Below are 18016 nucleotides of genomic sequence, written 5' to 3'. Positions count from 1 at the left end.
TAGCTCAGCTGGGAGAGCATCTGCCTTACAAGCAGAGGGTCGGCGGTTCGATCCCGTCAGCGTCCACCATAATATCGCGGGGTGGAGCAGTCTGGTAGCTCGTCGGGCTCATAACCCGAAGGTCGTAGGTTCAAATCCTGCCCCCGCAACCAATTCACATATGGAGCTGTGGTGTAGAGGCCTAACATGCCTGCCTGTCACGCAGGAGACCGCGGGTTCGAATCCCGTCAGCTCCGCCATCATCACTTATTGATGACAACAACCATATATTCGGCTTGGTAGCTCAGTCGGTAGAGCAAAGGACTGAAAATCCTTGTGTCGGCGGTTCGATTCCGTCCCAAGCCACCATGTAGTATTTGCCGGTGTAGCTCAGTTGGTAGAGCGGCTGACTTGTAATCAGTAGGTCGAGGGTTCGACTCCTTTCGCCGGCACCACCATGGAGGATTAGCGAAGTGGCCAAACGCAGCAGACTGTAAATCTGTTCCCGTCCGGGTTCGGTGGTTCGAATCCATCATCCTCCACCATCTTTAAAGGGGCATAGTTTAAAGGTAGAACAGCGGTCTCCAAAACCGTTAGTGTGGGTTCAATTCCTGCTGCCCCTGCCAAGAAACTTTAAAGACAATATGGCGGTCGTGGCGAAGTGGTTAACGCATCGGATTGTGGCTCCGACATTCGTGGGTTCGATTCCCATCGATCGCCCCATATTTCATTGGGGATTAGCCAAGCGGTAAGGCAACGGACTTTGACTCCGTCATGCATAGGTTCGAATCCTATATCCCCAGCCATTTGCGGACATAGCTCAGTGGTAGAGTATCGCCTTGCCAAGGCGAGGGTCGCGAGTTCGAATCTCGTTGTCCGCTCCAGATGGCGCCATAGCCAAGTGGTAAGGCAAAGCTCTGCAAAAGCTTTATTCCCCAGTTCGAATCTGGGTGGCGCCTCCATTAGAACTTCATATGCCGGTGTGGCGGAATGGCAGACGCGTTCGACTCAAAATCGAATGGAGAGATCCGTGGAGGTTCGAGTCCTCTCACCGGTACCACTTTTATTACAAACCGTTCATTAGAGATAATCTAATGGGCTTTTTTTTTATGTCTTATCGTGTTGTTAACGTTAACGTGGCCCAAAGATGATCGAAGGACGCAATCTGCGATGTATCGCACGAGTACGCAGGCACATGGTAGCCTTAGAGGGAACGCTGCGAAACTTACGACCTTTGCCATGAGTTCTTCTCTCTTTCCGCAGCACTAATCTCAAAATCGAATGTGGGAGACCCGTGGAGGTTCGAGTCCTCTCACTGATATCATAATATCGCAATCCCCCTGATGATCAATGCCGATTGATCATCAGGGGGTTCTTTGTATTTCATAATAACGAAATGATGATTGGCTTTGGAAATATTGTGACGAAGCTGAAAGGACTGCATAGAGCTTGCCACCATATCGTCGAATCCGCTGTGGAACCACAAATAGGCACAATCGTAATTGGACATAACGAGGGCTGAAAGTGTATAGCAACGATGGGGATGGGAAGCAATCCAGCCTTCTGTTATATGCCTTATAAGAAGCGTAATCTACACAATTGACAGTCATTTTAATGCATGAGAAGATAATGGAAATTTTAGGAGGTGTGAGGTATGAGTAACGTATTTCAGTTTATGCCAATTAGTCAAATTGCAGAAAAATTCCCTGACAACTCTTGGTGGGCGAAGTATTACAAGGATTTCAACGATGAACACCTTGTCGCCTACTATGAGGGGGATTTAACATTACCTTCTCTCAATCTGGATTGGCACATGCCTTTCCCGCAGCAAGAAGAAGTACTACTCTTTTTTATTAATGGAAACTTTACAGTGGACAACCTCTATAACAGAGAAACAGACGGTGCCATAGGGCTTATGGTGACAGGTAACCTGTCTGCCCAAAATATCGCTGTAGGCGGTCAGGAAATCTTTGTGGCAGGCAATGTGATGGTAGCGGAAATATTATACGGTTCCTACAACCATGGAGAAATGATTGTTGAAGGCAATCTTAATGCCAAAGTGTTAGTTCAGGATGGTGAATATCGCTTCAATGTAGACGGGCAGCAGAGTATCGTATGCTCGGTAAACGTGTGGGATACGGTCGCCGTTTGTCACGAGCTTCCTATCGATATTCGAGAAGTGTTGGTTGACGATGTTTTTTTGGACATCGAAGAGGAAGAAATCGATTTCTCTTTTCATATGCTGGTAACTGTACTTGAGGAAGGGCGTTCCGCCGTGCTTAATTGGAATGAAGCTCTCCAACAAAAGAAAGCCGTCCATTTATATTTCACTAAGAACACAATCCATAAAGAAAATATACTAAAATTGACTCAGTGTATTTTGATGACGGATGATAAGCCTTATTTTGATTTTGAGGAGCATGATGCATATTTCAAAGTGCAAAGGGAGTATATTGATGCCGATGGAGACAAACAGAACGCCAACATTTATATCGAGACTACTCAGCACCGTTATTTTATTTATTTGAACGATGATCAATCTGTCAGTTTGTTGATGAAGACCGGAGTTGAAGGGGATGAGTGGGGGGATATTACGGAAAAATCCCCAGAGCATCTAGCCGAACTAAGCGAATATTGGATTATGCTGCTGACTTGCGTGAATGTAGCCGAGCTTTATTTACCAAATATTGAGGTGAAATATATGCAAGACATTTTGCAGCACCCTGTCATACAAGAGCTAGACCCGTATGGGGAGGAGAATGACGGTTTCTGGGACGGTTCCAAATATTACGGCTTTCGTCGTCAGGCATATACAGACGAGGATGGATACTGCTTTGCTGCCCGGATTGATATCGAGACTCCGGATGGAGCCTTTTATTTCTATACATTGGACAACGACGCGTATGTTTCACGGTATTATCAACCTCCTAACCATCATGCTCGTCAGGATATGCCCTTTTTGGACGCCAAGCGTTGGGAGGCATCCGAACGATATTTTGATAGATTCAAACAATTTATTTCTCAAAAAATGGGTACAGCTGCCGGTATGGAGGATCAATAAAATATGAACAAGTATTGAGCAGGATATATTCTCTTACATACATGTGTGGTTCAGGACAAAAGAAAGCCATGATGGCTGCAATGCTCAATGTTGTATGAGCAATATTGCAGCAGCATCATGGCTTTTGAGTGCTATTTCATAACATGAACGATAGGACTTATTCCTTGGTGGTGTCCATATCTTCCTGTACTATTTCTTCTAAGGCTGGAACAGTTGGTGAAGGAGACTTAGGTGCAGTATCATTGTGGCCTTCTGTGAATCGCTTAATCATCTTCTCCACATCAAGTCCGGATACATCCTTGAGCATCTGAGGTGCAGTAGCCATAAGTTGTGTGACGTAGTTGCTTACACGAGCTGCGCCTTCGCCATTGCCAGTGTCGACCACAGTAAGCTTGTCGATAGACTTAAGCGGCTCAGCAACCTTGCCAGCAAGTTCAGGCAGCATAGTTACAATAATATCGAGAACTGCAGCCTGCCCATAGTTTTCAAATGCTTCAGCGAGTTTCTGCTTCGCTTCTGCTTCTGCAAGACCACGGAGGCGAATAACCTCTGCTTCAGCCGTACCGCGTGCGCGCTCAGCATCTGCAATTGCAAGTCCTTCAAGACGCTTTTGCTCGGCTTGCGCTTTCGCTTCTGCTTCGATTCGATATTGCAAGGCATCCGCTTCCAGGTATTTACGAGATTTTTCAGCTTCTGCCGCTTGAACAACGGAATATCGCTCAGCGTCAGCCTTTTTCTTCACTTCTGCATCATACTGCTTCTCGCGACGAAGAATTTCTTTTCCTTCGAGGTCGATTTCCCGCTCTTTACGAACCAATTCGACTTGCATTTGCTCCTCGACTACGCTCTGCTTAGAGCGTGCCTCCTGGATGAAGTAAGCCTGGTCTGCTTCCGCGCGCGCCATATCTTGTTCACGCTTAAAGGCAGCGACCTTAAGCTCCTTCGACTTTGCTGCTTCAGCGACGTTGGTGTCACGAAGCAGTTCAGCTTTCATTCCTTCTTCTTCTGCTTTTGCCTTTTGAATACGCGAGTCACGAACTGCTTCTGCTTCTGCGATATCCGCATCTCGCTTTACAGCAGCGATACGCGGCTTACCAAGCGCATCTAAGTATCCATGTTTATCACGCACATCTTTGATCGTGAAGGATACGATCTGAAGACCCATCTTCTTAAGGTCCTTCGCTGCGACCGATTGAACCTCTTGAGCAAAACGATCGCGGTTGCGGTACACTTCTTCAACGGTCATAGAGCCGAGTATAGCACGCAAATGACCTTCAAGAACTTCCTGTGCTTCAGACTTCAAAGCCTCAGTCGGCTTTCCAAGAAACTGTTCCGCTGCGGTTGCAATGTCTTCAACCGCACCGCCAATCTTAATGATCGCAACAGCATCTGTCATAACAGGGACGCCTTGCTCTGTGTACACTTCAGGCGTTGTTACATCAAGCTTATGTGAGAGTAAGGATAGGAATTGAGATTGCTGGAAGATAGGGAGGATAAATGCCCCTCCACCTCGTACAATCTTCATCTTGCGGCCGGATTCATCTGTTAGGACGTTGCGGGTGCCTAAGTATGTTCCGGTTACGATCATAGCCTCATCAGGACTAACCGTCTTGTAGCGAGCCCAGAATGCGAGGCCAAGTACTACGATGACCCCTACGACAATGAGGGGGATAAGCAATACATCTTCCATTTGCGTCGCTCCTTTTTATATAAATTAGTTATAAGTACAAAGACTACACTGGGGAATTCCCTGTATCTAATGGAGACACATACACCGTGTGGTCCTTTACTTCAACAATAACAACTCGACTGTCTTGAGGGATAGAATCGCCATCAAACGATGCCGCAATATGATTCGTATTGGACAGCCCTGCGCGAACAATGACCTCGCCATAGCCTTGAGAAGGAATCGAAATGCTTACATCTCCAATGGACCCGATCAGATCCTGAATGGAATAGCCCAGAGAGTTCTCTCGATTCTCCATAGGTCGGACATACAAGAAGTAGACACCGATAGAGCCTAAGATTGCGACAGCGACAGCGAGTACAATTATCCATGCTGTACTAAGCAGCGTGTAGCGATCGAGCAGCAGTCCAGCGGCGCCAAACACGGTTAATCCGCTAACCAGCACTGTAGGCTGCAAGAAGTCTAGACCAGAGTCCCCGATGAGAGCATCAAAGATATGATCCATGACTTCTGTAAATAACAACGTGACGAGTGCATACAGCACTCCGAAAATAATGAGAGACCAATATAAGGTTTCCATCGTCTCACTCCATTGTATGAAAAGTGTAAAATGGGGATTTTTTAAGTGCATATTATTACATACGATATTGTCACGAAAACGTTTCATCTTCCAGTTAAGAAGGACATGCTGTTGCTTGGCTTCAGCTCTAGATATTGAGTTCATGCTTATTCATCATAACCTTATCATAATCAATATTACTTGATTACAAATGATTACAAAGAAAAAGATGTGAATAGTGGCTTGAGTTAAAATGGAATCATGTTCCAGACCTTGAGATCTTATAAGGTGATAAAGGCAACAAGACATAAGAAAGGGTGCTATGATGTGAGGCAAAGGCAAGTCAGAAGTGACGCTGAAATAATTCCTTCTATTATATAGTTAAAAAAGATCATCGGGTATGTGGATTCGCACGATGAAGAGGAGGAGGAGAGGTCTTAGATGGGCTCAATCTTAGGGAGGTTAGGTCCCCCGACTTCGGTCTAGGTCCAAAAACCGCCCGAAGCCTGTTTTGGCAAAATCGAAAACCACCTAAAATAAAGACATAAGCAAACGGGATAAACGAAAGGCGGTGACGAACAGCATGCAACGTAACAATGTAATGGCTTTGGTATTAATCGCATTTGGAGCGCTCATCTTGTTAGGCAAATTAGCCCCGTTCCTTGGAGGATTGTTCGGATACCTTATTCCGATCGCCTTGATTGCATTAGGCTATTATGGAATAAAGGCTGGGAATTCGTTCTTCGGGTGGGTATTCCTCATCATCGGAGCGATTGGCTTGATCGGCAAGTTCTCCTGGCTCATCGGCATTATCTTCGCCGGGGCTTTGATCTTCTGGGGAGTGTCGATGCTGAAGGGGCCTCAAAAACGAAGTCCATTCTGATGAAGTAGTGATCAAACAGATTGCAGTGAAGGAGGATATGGTGAATGAGCGGCATATTTCGTCGAGTAAGAGACATTACACTTGCATCATTGAATGAGCACCTTGATCGCGCAGAAGACCCGATTCAACTAATTGATCAGTTCCTGATGCGCACTCAGCAAGAGATCAACGAATCTGAGCGCTTGTATAAGCAGTATGTGATGCACGCCAATCAGATGAAGCAGCAAATGAATCAAGCAGTGGAGCTGCGAGATCGCAGGGAGCAGCAAGCGCTTATCGCCTTAAAAGCGAATGAGGAGTACGCAGCGAAGCTTGCCCTGCAAGAGAAGCTCATGCATGAGGAGAAAGCTCAGCATTATACAGAACTGTACAATCGCACGAAGGATTCAATCCTTGAATTGGAGCAACAGCTTCATACGCTGAAAGGCGAATTCCAAACGGTGTACGACAAGCGTCAGCTGTACATCGCAAGAATGCAAACCATTCGACTGCAGCAGCGTATGAACGAGCGCACCAATCACTTCGGCGGCAACCAGACCGACGGGATGTTCAGACGTCTTGATGATCGGGTGACCGATATGGAGTGGGAAACGCAAAGTCTAAACAACATTCGTCATATGAATCAGAATATTCAAGGTTCCTATGAGAAAGAAGCGCAGCTGCAGCAAGAGATGCAGCGGCTGCGAGAGAAATTGAACACACCGAAGGAGTGACAAGGCAATGAATAAGAAATTGTATCGTTCCAGACGCGACCGCAAGCTCTTCGGCGTGTGTGGTGGGCTCGCAGAGTGGCTCAATGTGGATGCAACGCTTGTTCGGGTGTTAACAGTCCTAACGATTCTCTTTACCGGCGTTCCGCTGTTTCTATACTTTGTCCTTGCACTTGTTGTGCCAAAGGAACCTCTGCCTTACGGTCCATATGGTCCATACGGCCACAATAGCGGCAATCCTTATGGTCAAGGCTATGATTACCAAGGCTACAACAACGGTGCAGGTTACACAGGCCCAAACAACTACGGAACTCAGGGAAATAACTACGGAACTCAAGGCAGCCACGGACAACGCAATACTTACGGACAATCGTACAACAATAATCAGTCAGGGAGCTATGGTACGAACCGTACAAGCTCAGAGCTTGACTCCATGATGGAAGACATCGAGAAGAAAGCAATGAAAAACGAAATTGAAAATTTGCGCGAGCAACTCGCGAGATACGAGAAAGGGGATAAGTAAAATGGGAGTATTTAAACGTATAAAAGACATGACAAAGGCATCGGTACATGATTTGTTGGATAAGGTTGAAGATCCAGTTGTAATGTTGAATCAATATCTTCGCGACATGGAGCAGGAAATTCGTGATGCTGAAGTAACGGTTGCAAAACAAATGGCAAATGAGCGCCGCATGAAGCAGCGCTATGAAGAGGCAGTTCGTGTTGCTGCTGAACGCGAGGGGCAAGCTGAACGCGCATTGGTAGCTGGACAAGAGGAAATGGCTCGCAAGTTCTTGGAAGAAAAATTGTACTACGATCAAAAGATCATTGAGTTCCAGGATCTGCACGCTCAAGCAAAAGCTCAAGCGGATGAATTGATGCACCAAATGCACGCAATGAAAGACGAGTTCTATAAAATGCGCAATAAGCGCAATGAGTTGTCCGCTCGTGCTCAAATGGCAAAAGCTCGCAAGCAAATGGCATCCATCAACACGCTTCACACCATCGAGAGCGGAAGTGCATCCTTAGGTTTCCACCGTATGGAGGAGAAAATTATGCAATTGGAGGCTGAAGCAGAGGTTGTTCGTGTACCTTATACAAGCGCAACTACTTATCAGCCGCCAGTTGATCCAGAGAAGCAGCTTAAAGTGGAAGAGCAAATTGCAGCGCTGAAGCAGAAGCTTGGCAAAACGGAATAATTGCTTGGGATTTAGCAATAAGTTGTGATATGCTAAATAAGAATGCCTACGGCGATGCGAGCTGCATCGCCGTAGTTGCCTTTTCCACATGAGAAGAACAGGAGGTGCGACATGAAAATGAACAACAGGCTGCTTGCCTACGTGCTGATAGTGGTAGGACTGATGATTCTTATCGGGAAATTTATCAGCTTTGGAACGTTTGTCGCTCTCATTATGCTTGTCTTCGGTGTGAAGAAGATTCAGAATATGGAAACAAAGATAGGCTACCTATTGCTTGGGGTAGGAGGAACCATTCTTCTGCTGGAGCATTTAATGTTATTTATCGGGATCATTGTATTGTCGCTTCTTTATTTCTATTTTCGATCCAGATCCATTCAGCCTCATGTACAAGCCATGAAGCGTCATAATTTGATGACAAGCTTGAAATGGGATCGTGAGCCATATCATTTGTACAGCCAGAGCTTATGGCATATGGTAGGAGAGAGTGATATTGACTTATCCTTGGCTATGCAAGAGGAGGATGAGACCACGCTGTTATTCCAAGGCGTGTTTGGTGACTTTGATATTACTATTCCAGATGATGTTGGCGTTGAGATTGAGGCGACTGTATTATTTGGTCAAATTGATGTCGCACATGACAGAGATACCGGTTTCTTTAACAAATGGACATGGCGCTCGCCGCATTATCATACGTGCGATCAACGCGTTAAGATATATTTGTCTTATATAATTGGAGATGTCGATATCAGGCTTCATTAAGAAATGGACGGATGAGGATGAAAGGAGCAGCGAATCCGCTATGAATAACAAGAAAAGCGTGAATATGGTCATTCGTATGATGGGAGAAACGTTGCTTCTTTCATTTATCTTGCTGTTTATCGTTGTCTACATTATGCAGTCTGCTGGATATGTACAGCCTTTTAACACGTTATATGACGGCGTAAAAGCAACCTTGACTGCTGTAATCGTAGTTGGGGTCGTCGCTATTTTGTTTGGCTTTTATCAAGGATATAAGATGAAGCATCGCATTGAGCTGCTGCGCGAATCGATGGTGCTCTTAGAAAAGGGCAATCTTTCAAGGCCGATGCCTGAGCTGGGTCATGATGAGCTAGGTCAGCTTGCCGAACAGTTGGGCCGAGTCAGCAAGCGCTGGGAGGAGCAGGTTACTTCCTTGCAGCGCTTATCCACAAACAACGCTCAACTTGCAGAGCAGGCGAGAATATCTGCTATTATGGAAGAGCGCCAACGATTGGCGCGGGAGCTGCATGACGCGGTAAGCCAGCAGCTGTTCGCAATATCGATGACCGCCACAGCGGTAAAACGAACATTAGGACGCGACTTCGATCGAGCGGAGCGCCAAGTCGAGCTCATCGAAGAGATGGCATCTGTCGCGCAATCCGAGATGAGGGCGCTGCTGCTTCATTTGCGGCCTGTTCACTTGGAGGGCAAAGGCCTTGTACAGGGGCTGAGGGAGCTGATTCATGAGCTCCAAACCAAAGTGCCCATTGACATGCATTGCGAGGTTGATGAGGATATTCATCTGCTCAAAGGCGTGGAGAATCACTTGTTCCGCATTGTTCAAGAAGCCATGTCCAACGCCCTTCGCCACTCCAAGGCTGAGCGAATGGAGATTAAGCTGCAAAATCGCGAGGATGCAGTGCGGCTTATGATCCGTGATAACGGAGTTGGATTTGAATGGGAAGATCATAAGCAGGTCAGCTATGGCCTGAAGACGATGCAGGAGCGGGTGCATGAGATTGGCGGCTCAATCCAATTCATTACGGCGCCTGGCAAGGGAACGCGTATTGAGATTCGTATCCCATTACCGAAGGATGAGCCAATTTGGAAGGAGGAAGAGGTTGAGGATGGATTCGATAGAGATGGAGATGGAAACGCCGATTCAAGTGCTGCTCGTGGATGATCACGAGATGGTTAGAATCGGCCTTGCTGCAGTGCTAAGCACAGAAGACGGCATTGAAGTTGTTGGTGAGGCAAGCAACGGAGAAGAAGGCATTCGATTGGCATTAGAATACAAGCCAGAAGTGGTGCTGATGGACTTGGTCATGGATGGAATGGATGGCATTGAGACGACACGCAAGCTGCTGCAGCTTCATCCTGATTGCAAGGTTATCGTGCTGACGAGCTATCTAGATGATGAGAAGATGTATCCCGTTATCGAAGCAGGAGCCTTCAGCTACCTCTTGAAAACATCTCGTGCTACAGAGATCGCGGAAGCGATCCGCGCAGCAGCGAGAGGACAGTCCGTACTTGAGTCTCAAGTCGCTTCCAAGATGATGAATCGCTTCCGTCAACCCAAGCCTGCTCAAGCCGCTCATGAGCAGCTGACTGAGCGTGAGATGGATGTCTTGACCTTGCTTGCCAAAGGCAAGTCCAATCAGGACATCGCCGATGAGTTGTTTATCGGTATCAAGACGGTCAAGTTCCATGTTACCAATATACTTGCTAAGCTGGGCGTAGAGGATCGAACGCAAGCGGCGATTTATGCTTATAAGAACGGATTGGCGGAATAAATATAAGCGTTTTGCTTATTTCTATGAAGCTTATGATCAATCGATCGACTGATATGTGACACGCTAAGCCTGACCAGCTCTCAGCTACGACCTTATATCTATAGTCAATAACGTACATGACGAATACACCCCGCAGTCTGAATGCTTTCAGCTGCGGGGTGTATTCGTATGATAGAGAGCGTGAACAAGCAGCAGGAACCTTTAGATAAGAAGGAGAAATAATAAAGCAATGAGGGCAAAGTCGAGCTCAATGCGCGGTCCATAAAAAGGATACGGTTGAGGTTGATAGGGATAGGGAGGCGGGTAACCTCCGCCGCCATAAGGACCATATTGAGACATCGCTGTAGCAGGCGCGGCCGCTTCTTTTTCCTTTGAGGTTTTGGACTTTGATTTTTTCCCTTTCTTGGATTGGCGAGGTTCTTTATGCTCAGCGTGTCCGCTTGAGTCCGAATCCGCTTGTTCATTCAAAATGAGCTTCCCCTGATGACAACGGCTTAGTTGACCTATATATCGACGGCCATCTTGGGTTACTACACAGACAGGTCTGCCGCATAATTGCGCGAGGACCTGCTCATCCAAAGGAATTTCCACCATGACCTATAGCCTCCTGTCAGTATCATGTTGCTACATTGTATTCAGCATAGACACTCGTGTATGGTTGATTACCCAGATCGAGCACATAAATCTGCCTATTCTTGTATAGAATTTCGGATTTTCACGAAAGTGTGTCTAGGCACAAGTAGAGACGATAAAACGTATGCAGTACCGTTCATGTTCTAGATGGGATGTCCTTTTGACAATTAGAAGATGGAGGTTTGCGATGAATAAAAAGCACATAGGCAAGCTTGCAGTATTGTGTCTTATTCTTCTTTCGTTATGCGGTGCGATAAAGGTTGGAATGGAATCCTCATTCACAGCAGGCTGGCTCCAATCTTCTAAAGAGCAAGATCTTGCTCCAGCTGTAGACATGGACAAAAAAGTGAACACATTGTGGGTGTTGGCTGATCTTATTGGCGGTCGCCATCTCCCAACTACAATTACGGTGCAGGGCTCCTTTGGAACAACCGCTGCTCACTTTGAACAAGCGCGCGAGGAATGGAAGAAGACCATTCAGGTGAATGCCAGCTTCAAGGCTGTAACGGAGCATGGCCGGGAGGTATTTCGACTTCATTATCAGGGTTTGGGCTGGGAGAGTCGTGTCCTGATGTTCTTCGAACAGGATGGCAAAGCTTATTATACGGTTACCATTGAAGGAGCTTCAGATGGCGGCAGAAAAGGGGCAATAGAAGAAGCTGAGCGTTTATATATGGTGCTTAAGGAAGCCGAATATGCAGTAGATTGGAATGCTGCTGTTAGAGCAGAGGCCGCGCTCGATCTTAAAGAAGCTTGGAGCAAGGCTGAGCAAGCCATACAGGAGATGGGTGAGGCACTGCCGCTGGATCGATATGAGGATGACCGAACGATCAGTGTCTCTTATCATGTGAGTTACATGGGACAAGGGGTGAAGATGAAGGACAGTACGGTGAATCTTCAGGTCGCAGCACATGAAAATGGAGAAACGGGGTTAACGAAGGTTACTTTTGGGACACCCTTAATAGCAGGAGAATACTAATGGGTTTTGTCTGGAAAGATGGAATCAGGCGCTTTTCTGTGATAAAATGGCATCACATTCGCAAGTGAATAAATAGGTACATCTATAACGAGTGTAAGGATGATGGAGAGAGATGACTGAGATGCAGAATCAAGAAACGGTGTTGTCGGAGGGAGCAGTGTTTTACATATTTGGTGCCACAGGCGATCTGGCGCGCCGCAAGCTGTTCCCTGCGATTTATAGCTTGTACCGTGAAGGCAAATTAACGGAGAACTTCGCTGTTATAGGACTAGCTCGTCGTCCTCGCACGAATGATGAATTCCGTGCTGATGTCCGCGCATCCATCGATGAATTCTGTCGCTATCAGGTTCAGGCGGATGAGGATTGGGGACAATTTGCAAAGCATTTTGAATACAAGCCTTTAGATATTAATCATGTTGACGGTTTCCGTGAGCTTAAGATTCAGACAGAGAGCTTGGAGCGTGAATTCAATATTCCAGGCAATCGTTTATTTTATTTGGCGCTTGCGCCAGAATTGTTCGGCGGCGTATCCCGCAATCTTCGCGATGGCGGAATGCTTGAAACAGAAGGCTGGAGCCGCTTGGTAATTGAGAAGCCGTTTGGCTATGATCTGAAATCAGCGGAGAAGCTGAATGAAGAGCTGCGCAGTGTCTTTAAAGAAGATCAGATTTATCGTATTGATCATTATCTAGGCAAAGAGATGGTTCAGAATATTGAGGTCCTCCGATTTGCAAATGCGTTCTTTGAGCCGCTCTGGAACAACAAGCATATTGCCAATGTGCAAATCTCGATGTCAGAGACAGTAGGGGTCGAAGAACGAGGCGGTTATTATGATCAGGCCGGCGCGCTTCGGGATATGGTACAGAACCATATGCTGCAGATGCTCACGATGATTGCGATGGAGCCGCCTAGCCGTCTGCATCCTGAGGATATTCGCGATGAGAAGGTGAAGGTGCTTCGCTCCTTGCGTCAGTATATGAATGCGGATGAAGTGTCCAACCATGTTGTTCGCGGCCAATATGCGGCTGGCCAGCATCGCGGCAAGGACCTTCCGGGCTATCGCGAGGAAGAGAAGGTCAATCCGGTATCCGATACGGAGACGTATTTGGCGGCGCGTGTATTCGTAGACAACTTCCGCTGGGCCGGAGTGCCGTTCTATATTCGGACAGGCAAGCGACTTCCTGTCAAGACGACGGAAGTCGTTGTGGAATTCAAGAGCATGCCTTCGAACGTCTATCTGGGCAGCAAGCATAAGCTGGAGCCGAATTTGCTCGTGATTCGAGTGAATCCGATGGAAGGCATTTATGTTCGCATTAACGGCAAGACGCCAGGCGCAGAAGGCGGCATTACGCCGCTTGCAATGGATTTCTGCCAAAGCTGCATGATCGGCATCAATACACCAGAAGCGTATGAACGCCTTATCTTCGACGCGGCTCGTGGAGATTCCACTTACTTTACCCGCTGGGATGAAGTGGCCGCAGCGTGGGCCTTCGTCGATCGTATTGCGGAAGCTTGGCAGGGAACCAATGATGATCTGCAAATGTATCCAGCAGGCTCATGGGGACCGGAAGCGGCAGATCAGCTGCTTCAGCAGGACGGCTTCCATTGGTGGCCGGTAAATGGACAAGAAGAGGACACTGTAATCTGGAAATAACATCAAGACGGACGTATGGATGTATAACGCCTAGCTGTGCCCGTCAAGGGCGCAGCTTTTTTCGAAAAGATAAGTTTGGACTCATACATCAAGCGTAATCACAAGAAGGGTTGGATGAATAATGGCTACTTTACCACGTATTTCGCAAAATAGTGCCGTGCTATTGGAGAAGGCGCGCAGTCTTGGCTTGTCGGATGAACAACTGCTTCACATCATTGAGACGAACGACATTACCCCGCTAGCTGATTCTAAGACCGATTATTCGGAATGGGTAAGCTATGCGCGTGAGCATCAAGAGGATCTGGCAGCTGCTGTTGCCGGCGGCTATCAAATGACCTTCAATACGGTATATGGACTGAAAAACTGGCTCAAATTCCGCTATGGCGTGGAAACAGAGAAGGATTATACTGAAGGAGAAGGACGCTTCAACGGTTTGACATTAGATGAGGCTGAGGCACGCTTTGTTCAAGCCGCGCTTGCAAGCAACTGGGTTGTGCTGGTAGAGCCGCAGGGAGATGCTCAAGTGGTCCATCTCGTTATGCGCGCCTTTTATCAGCCTGAAGCATAATAGGCGGCAGCAGAGCAGAGATGCTCTGGATGAGACATGCATTTCTTTTTAATACGATACCATGAGGATTAGGGTGAAGGGCTAAGGGCTACCTTCAAAGCCATTGTCAGCTTCATTCTAAAACGACTGGAAAAGCTTCTATCATGAAACTCTCCGATATGCAGCGAGATTATTTCATATAGAGGCTTTTCTTGTGTTAAAATAGTTCTTATGTGATTTTGTGATGAGAGGGCAATGGTGAATGAGCAAATTATCGGAACAATTACAAGAAGAAGTCGCGAAGCGCCGCACGTTCGCGATCATCTCACACCCGGATGCCGGGAAAACAACGTTGACAGAGAAGCTGCTGTTGTTTGGAGGCGCTATTCGCCTTGCAGGAACGGTCAAAGCGAGAAAAGCGAATCGTCACGCTACGAGTGACTGGATGGAGATCGAGAAGCAGCGTGGAATCTCCGTTACTTCCTCCGTGATGCAGTTCGATTATAATGGACATCGGGTTAACATCTTGGATACGCCAGGTCACCAGGACTTCAGTGAGGATACGTATCGTACGCTTACGGCAGCGGACAGCGCAGTCATGCTGATCGACGTTGCGAAGGGTGTCGAGGCACAGACTATCAAGCTGTTCCAAGTCTGCGCGAAGCGCGGCATTCCGATCTTTACCTTTATTAATAAATTGGACCGTGAAGGCCGCAGCCCATTTGACCTTATGGAAGAGTTGGAGCAGGTGCTTGGAATTCGCGCGGTGCCTATGAACTGGCCAATTGGCATGGGACGTGACTTGTGCGGCATTTATGATCGCATGAAAAATCAGGTTGAGCTGTTCCAAGGAGACGATCACTCCAATATCCAAGTGCAGAAGGTTGAAGATTATCAAGATCCGGTTATTCGCGATATGGCAGGAGAATTTCTTCATAATCAACTGTGCGAGGAGCTGGAACTGCTTGATGTCGCTGGCGATCCGTTCGACTATGAGAAGGTTAGCCGCGGCGAACTGACTCCGCTGTTCTTTGGCAGTGCAATCAATAACTTTGGCCTGCAGACTTTCTTGGAGAACTTCCTGCAGCTTGCGCCTAAGCCTTCCACGCGTCAAGCGACCGAGGGACCGGTTGCGCCTACGGATGAGAAGTTCTCAGGCTATGTGTTCAAGATTCAAGCGAATATGAACCCTGCGCATCGTGACCGCATTGCGTTCCTGCGGATCTGCTCAGGCAAGTTTACCCGAGGCATGTCGGTTAAGCACGTGCGTGTAGGCAAAGAAATCAAGCTGGCACAGCCGCAGCAGTTCTTGGCACAGGATCGGGATATTGTGGAAGAAGCGTATCCGGGAGATATTATCGGATTGTTCGATCCGGGCATCTTCCGCATTGGAGACAGCCTGAGCCAAGGCTCGGAGGTCACTTTTGACGAGCTGCCTACGTTCTCTCCTGAGATCTTTGCCCGTGTTACAGTAAAAAATGCTTTGAAGCATAAGCAATACCAGAAGGGTGTCGATCAGCTTACAGAGGAAGGGACCATTCAAGTCTTTACCAGCACAGGGGTGTTTGATGAAACGATTCTGGGCGTAGTCGGCCAGCTCCAATTCGAAGTGTTCGAATACCGGATGAAGGCTGAGTACGGTGTCGATGTGCAGCTGCAGCGCTTGACGTTCCAATTCGCGCGCTGGGTGGTTGGCAAGGATATTGATCCGACGAAGTTCCGTATTAACTCTCAGCTTGTGAAGGATAAGAAAGACAACTTTGTTGCTCTGTTTGAAAATGAATATGCGATGCGCACCGCGATGGATAAGATGCCGGACGTTCAATTCCTTGAGACGGCACCTTGATCTTGATTGTCATTACGGTGTATAGAAGAGATAGATATCCTGAAGCTTTATCCGCTTGACACATGATATCAATGAAGCCTGCTGCAGCTTAGTCCTGCAGCAGGCTTTTTTAACAGGAAGAGCTTTAAACAGAAATAGCCCCTTTACATTGACGCTGCGTTAATGTCTATAATGCAAGATATAACATCGGATCATGATGCGAGGATGGAACAAATACGAGGAATCGAGGTGATTGCCATGAGAATATTAGAAGCCGCACGGAGACTTGGCATGACAACGCGCACGATCCGGTACTATGAGGAGCGGGGACTTATTGAACTCAATAAGCAGGCGGATAATGGCTATCGGGAAGTAACGGAGAATGATCTAAGCGTGCTTCAGGTGATTGGCATGCTTCGAGAGCTCGATTTGTCCATCGAAGATATTCAGCTGTGTCTTGAAGATGTGCTGCAATCTAATCTAAAAGCGCTCATCCCGTTGCTGCAGCGCAAGCGCGAGCAACTGGGCAAGGAAATGGTGCAGATGAAGCTGCTCATTCGACAAATGGACCAGCTAACAGCGCATTTACAGCATAATAAAGGGGATGACACGATGAATGAAATGAGCAACATTACGGAGCGGTCCAAAATGCTTAAGCAGCTGAGGGAAGGCTGGGAGGATCGGTGGAACTTCAATGATCAATCCCTTCATTATGATCTTGCTGTGAAGAGGCATGAGGATCCGCTCGATGTCCATGCTAATTATGATGAGATATTGAGAAGAACCTGCGAGTCTGCCTCTATTGAATGTGGAGAACAGGGGCTGGATCTAGGCATTGGGACTGGGAATCTGGCAGCCTTATGCAGTGCCAAGGGAGCAGTGATGACAGGACTAGACCAATCAGAAGGGATGCTCATGCAATGTCAGCGCAAGCATCCTGACTTCAAGCTTCTTCTTGGCAATATGATGGAGCTGCCATTGGTGGATGAGAAATTCGACTTTGTCGTCTCTTCGTATGCGCTGCATCATTTGACGGATGAGCAGAAGCTGGTCGCGCTGGAGGAGATCGATCATGTGCTCAAGCCCGCAGGGAGAGTGGTTGTCGCGGACCTTATGTTTGAGAGCGAAGACGCAAGAATCCATTGTATGAAGCGCTTGAAGGAAGCGGGGCGCCAGGATAAGATTGATGATATTCACGATGAGTTCTATGCAGATCGGTCACGGCTCATAAGCTGGTGGCTGAACCACGGCTATGAAGTGCAGGCAGAGCAGATGAATGCCTTTATGCACCTCATATGTGCGATAAAAAAGGAAGCGTAAAGGACGGGGAAAGCGATAGGTCTGCCTGTTCGATAAAACCGTCTTTACATTGAAAAAGACGCGGGAAAAAGACAGCTTCGTTGCATGTCTACCGCGTCTTTGTGGTTTATGTCGTTTTGAGCTGCTGTTGAATCGTATCAATAAATTGTTGCTTGGCCGCATCATCGCTTTGCTTCCAGATCATTTCGAATAGGACGCCGAGTCCAGGCAGAGCCATCTCATCCCCGTCCACGGAATTCACGATCATCTCTTTCACATCTTCGTCGCTTTTGTTGGTCAACTTCTGGGCAATTGCTTGGCGCAAATTCAGCAATACACTCATCGATAGTGCCTCCTTCTGCATTGTATGGCTTCTACTCTATCCTAACCATCTCCTGTTGAACCCATGCATGGAGCAGCAGCACTAGAGGAGATGGCGAGGGTTGGATTGGGAGAATAGTCTTCATTAT

The 18016-nt window shown here is 47.3% G+C and carries 17 protein-coding genes and 11 tRNA genes; 24 read left to right on the top strand and 4 right to left on the bottom strand.

What is annotated here, in order from left to right; genetic code table 11:
* The first annotated feature begins 75 nt into the window (after positions 1 to 75).
* The 12 genes from B9Y93_RS21230 (at position 76) to B9Y93_RS21175 (ending at position 3040) form a co-directional block, all read left to right on the top strand.
* A tRNA-Met gene (locus tag B9Y93_RS21230) sits at positions 76 to 152 on the top strand.
* A 10-nt stretch (positions 153 to 162) separates the two neighbouring features.
* Positions 163 to 239 (top strand) — tRNA-Asp (locus B9Y93_RS21225).
* A gap of 33 nt (positions 240 to 272) precedes the next feature.
* Positions 273 to 348: transfer RNA gene (locus tag B9Y93_RS21220), tRNA-Phe, on the top strand.
* A 10-nt stretch (positions 349 to 358) separates the two neighbouring features.
* A tRNA-Thr gene (locus B9Y93_RS21215) sits at positions 359 to 434 on the top strand.
* Positions 435 to 438: 4 nt separating this feature from the next.
* Positions 439 to 524: transfer RNA gene (locus B9Y93_RS21210), tRNA-Tyr, on the top strand.
* Between the two features lie 7 nt (positions 525 to 531).
* Positions 532 to 605 (top strand) — tRNA-Trp (locus B9Y93_RS21205).
* Positions 606 to 626: 21 nt separating this feature from the next.
* Positions 627 to 702: transfer RNA gene (locus tag B9Y93_RS21200), tRNA-His, on the top strand.
* An 8-nt stretch (positions 703 to 710) separates the two neighbouring features.
* Positions 711 to 785: transfer RNA gene (locus B9Y93_RS21195), tRNA-Gln, on the top strand.
* A 3-nt stretch (positions 786 to 788) separates the two neighbouring features.
* Positions 789 to 863 (top strand) — tRNA-Gly (locus B9Y93_RS21190).
* A 3-nt stretch (positions 864 to 866) separates the two neighbouring features.
* Positions 867 to 941, top strand: a tRNA-Cys gene (locus tag B9Y93_RS21185).
* 14 nt (positions 942 to 955) lie between these two features.
* Positions 956 to 1039: transfer RNA gene (locus B9Y93_RS21180), tRNA-Leu, on the top strand.
* Positions 1040 to 1633: 594 nt separating this feature from the next.
* Positions 1634 to 3040 (top strand): hypothetical protein, encoded by a 1407-nt coding sequence (locus tag B9Y93_RS21175; protein ID WP_085497988.1) that lies wholly within the window; start codon positions 1634 to 1636, stop codon positions 3038 to 3040.
* Positions 3041 to 3197: 157 nt separating this feature from the next.
* Here the strand turns inward: B9Y93_RS21175 and B9Y93_RS21170 are convergent, their stop codons facing one another.
* Positions 3198 to 4730 (bottom strand): flotillin lipid rafts scaffold protein FloT, encoded by a 1533-nt coding sequence (locus B9Y93_RS21170; protein ID WP_085497986.1) that lies wholly within the window; start codon positions 4728 to 4730, stop codon positions 3198 to 3200.
* A 43-nt stretch (positions 4731 to 4773) separates the two neighbouring features.
* Positions 4774 to 5307 carry an NfeD family membrane protein gene (locus B9Y93_RS21165; protein ID WP_085497984.1) on the bottom strand — a complete coding sequence of 178 codons (534 nt, stop codon included), beginning with the start codon at positions 5305 to 5307 and terminating at the stop codon, positions 4774 to 4776.
* Between the two features lie 562 nt (positions 5308 to 5869).
* Here B9Y93_RS21165 and B9Y93_RS21160 point away from each other — a divergent pair.
* From B9Y93_RS21160 to B9Y93_RS21130, 7 genes are all read left to right on the top strand, one after another.
* A complete protein-coding gene (locus B9Y93_RS21160) occupies positions 5870 to 6169 on the top strand; it encodes a LiaF transmembrane domain-containing protein (protein WP_085497982.1) in 300 nt (99 codons plus the stop codon).
* 44 nt (positions 6170 to 6213) lie between these two features.
* On the top strand, positions 6214 to 6882 hold the full coding sequence (locus tag B9Y93_RS21155; RefSeq protein WP_085497979.1) for a PspA/IM30 family protein: 669 nt from the start codon (positions 6214 to 6216) through the stop codon (positions 6880 to 6882).
* A gap of 7 nt (positions 6883 to 6889) precedes the next feature.
* Positions 6890 to 7402, top strand: a complete 513-nt coding sequence (locus B9Y93_RS21150; protein ID WP_085497977.1) for a PspC domain-containing protein — start codon at positions 6890 to 6892, stop codon at positions 7400 to 7402.
* Position 7403: 1 nt separating this feature from the next.
* On the top strand, positions 7404 to 8078 hold the full coding sequence (locus tag B9Y93_RS21145; protein WP_085497974.1) for a PspA/IM30 family protein: 675 nt from the start codon (positions 7404 to 7406) through the stop codon (positions 8076 to 8078).
* 111 nt (positions 8079 to 8189) lie between these two features.
* Positions 8190 to 8837 (top strand): cell wall-active antibiotics response protein LiaF, encoded by a 648-nt coding sequence (liaF, locus tag B9Y93_RS21140; protein ID WP_085497972.1) that lies wholly within the window; start codon positions 8190 to 8192, stop codon positions 8835 to 8837.
* Between the two features lie 40 nt (positions 8838 to 8877).
* On the top strand, positions 8878 to 9999 hold the full coding sequence (locus tag B9Y93_RS21135) for a HAMP domain-containing sensor histidine kinase (RefSeq protein WP_085497970.1): 1122 nt from the start codon (positions 8878 to 8880) through the stop codon (positions 9997 to 9999).
* Complete coding sequence (locus B9Y93_RS21130; protein ID WP_085498031.1) at positions 9959 to 10609, top strand: response regulator transcription factor; 651 nt, start codon at positions 9959 to 9961, stop codon at positions 10607 to 10609. Before B9Y93_RS21135 ends, B9Y93_RS21130 begins: the two co-directional genes overlap by 41 nt.
* Before the next feature lie 201 nt (positions 10610 to 10810).
* On the opposite strand, the gene B9Y93_RS21125 is transcribed toward B9Y93_RS21130, so the two are convergent.
* A complete protein-coding gene (locus B9Y93_RS21125; protein ID WP_085497967.1) occupies positions 10811 to 11203 on the bottom strand; it encodes a hypothetical protein in 393 nt (130 codons plus the stop codon).
* Positions 11204 to 11429: 226 nt separating this feature from the next.
* On the opposite strand from B9Y93_RS21125, the gene B9Y93_RS21120 reads away from it, so the two are divergent.
* From B9Y93_RS21120 to B9Y93_RS21100, 5 genes are all read left to right on the top strand, one after another.
* Complete coding sequence (locus B9Y93_RS21120) at positions 11430 to 12221, top strand: YwmB family TATA-box binding protein (protein WP_170936566.1); 792 nt, start codon at positions 11430 to 11432, stop codon at positions 12219 to 12221.
* A 112-nt stretch (positions 12222 to 12333) separates the two neighbouring features.
* A complete protein-coding gene (gene zwf / locus B9Y93_RS21115) occupies positions 12334 to 13875 on the top strand; it encodes a glucose-6-phosphate dehydrogenase (RefSeq protein ID WP_085497961.1) in 1542 nt (513 codons plus the stop codon).
* Between the two features lie 121 nt (positions 13876 to 13996).
* Positions 13997 to 14443, top strand: a complete 447-nt coding sequence (locus tag B9Y93_RS21110) for a hypothetical protein (RefSeq protein ID WP_085497959.1) — start codon at positions 13997 to 13999, stop codon at positions 14441 to 14443.
* 241 nt (positions 14444 to 14684) lie between these two features.
* A complete protein-coding gene (locus B9Y93_RS21105; RefSeq protein WP_085497957.1) occupies positions 14685 to 16268 on the top strand; it encodes a peptide chain release factor 3 in 1584 nt (527 codons plus the stop codon).
* Between the two features lie 204 nt (positions 16269 to 16472).
* The gene (locus B9Y93_RS21100) at positions 16473 to 17567 is read left to right on the top strand and encodes a MerR family transcriptional regulator (protein WP_176228996.1); all 1095 of its coding nucleotides are present in this window, start codon (positions 16473 to 16475) and stop codon (positions 17565 to 17567) included.
* Positions 17568 to 17673: 106 nt separating this feature from the next.
* Here the strand turns inward: B9Y93_RS21100 and sspI are convergent, their stop codons facing one another.
* Positions 17674 to 17889 carry a small acid-soluble spore protein SspI gene (gene sspI, locus B9Y93_RS21095; protein WP_085497952.1) on the bottom strand — a complete coding sequence of 72 codons (216 nt, stop codon included), beginning with the start codon at positions 17887 to 17889 and terminating at the stop codon, positions 17674 to 17676.
* Positions 17890 to 18016: the final 127 nt, after the last annotated feature.

Origin of the sequence: Paenibacillus aquistagni (assembly GCF_900177815.1) — a bacterium.
Lineage (GTDB): Bacteria > Bacillota > Bacilli > Paenibacillales > Paenibacillaceae > Paenibacillus_B > Paenibacillus_B aquistagni.
Note: the sequence above shows the minus strand (reverse complement) of the source record. Positions and strands in the feature narration are given on the sequence as shown.

Coding starts and splice junctions, on each gene's coding strand:
- B9Y93_RS21130 (WP_085498031.1), top strand. CDS start 9,959: ATGGAGATGGAAACGCCGATTCAAGTGCTGCTCGTGGATGATCACGAG.
- B9Y93_RS21120 (WP_170936566.1), top strand. CDS start 11,430: ATGAATAAAAAGCACATAGGCAAGCTTGCAGTATTGTGTCTTATTCTT.
- B9Y93_RS21160 (WP_085497982.1), top strand. CDS start 5,870: ATGCAACGTAACAATGTAATGGCTTTGGTATTAATCGCATTTGGAGCG.
- B9Y93_RS21105 (WP_085497957.1), top strand. CDS start 14,685: ATGAGCAAATTATCGGAACAATTACAAGAAGAAGTCGCGAAGCGCCGC.
- B9Y93_RS21150 (WP_085497977.1), top strand. CDS start 6,890: ATGAATAAGAAATTGTATCGTTCCAGACGCGACCGCAAGCTCTTCGGC.
- B9Y93_RS21100 (WP_176228996.1), top strand. CDS start 16,473: ATGGAACAAATACGAGGAATCGAGGTGATTGCCATGAGAATATTAGAA.
- sspI (WP_085497952.1), bottom strand. CDS start 17,889: ATGAGTGTATTGCTGAATTTGCGCCAAGCAATTGCCCAGAAGTTGACC.
- B9Y93_RS21165 (WP_085497984.1), bottom strand. CDS start 5,307: ATGGAAACCTTATATTGGTCTCTCATTATTTTCGGAGTGCTGTATGCA.
- B9Y93_RS21110 (WP_085497959.1), top strand. CDS start 13,997: ATGGCTACTTTACCACGTATTTCGCAAAATAGTGCCGTGCTATTGGAG.
- liaF (WP_085497972.1), top strand. CDS start 8,190: ATGAAAATGAACAACAGGCTGCTTGCCTACGTGCTGATAGTGGTAGGA.
- B9Y93_RS21125 (WP_085497967.1), bottom strand. CDS start 11,203: ATGGTGGAAATTCCTTTGGATGAGCAGGTCCTCGCGCAATTATGCGGC.
- B9Y93_RS21145 (WP_085497974.1), top strand. CDS start 7,404: ATGGGAGTATTTAAACGTATAAAAGACATGACAAAGGCATCGGTACAT.
- B9Y93_RS21175 (WP_085497988.1), top strand. CDS start 1,634: ATGAGTAACGTATTTCAGTTTATGCCAATTAGTCAAATTGCAGAAAAA.
- zwf (WP_085497961.1), top strand. CDS start 12,334: ATGACTGAGATGCAGAATCAAGAAACGGTGTTGTCGGAGGGAGCAGTG.
- B9Y93_RS21155 (WP_085497979.1), top strand. CDS start 6,214: ATGAGCGGCATATTTCGTCGAGTAAGAGACATTACACTTGCATCATTG.
- B9Y93_RS21170 (WP_085497986.1), bottom strand. CDS start 4,730: ATGGAAGATGTATTGCTTATCCCCCTCATTGTCGTAGGGGTCATCGTA.
- B9Y93_RS21135 (WP_085497970.1), top strand. CDS start 8,878: ATGAATAACAAGAAAAGCGTGAATATGGTCATTCGTATGATGGGAGAA.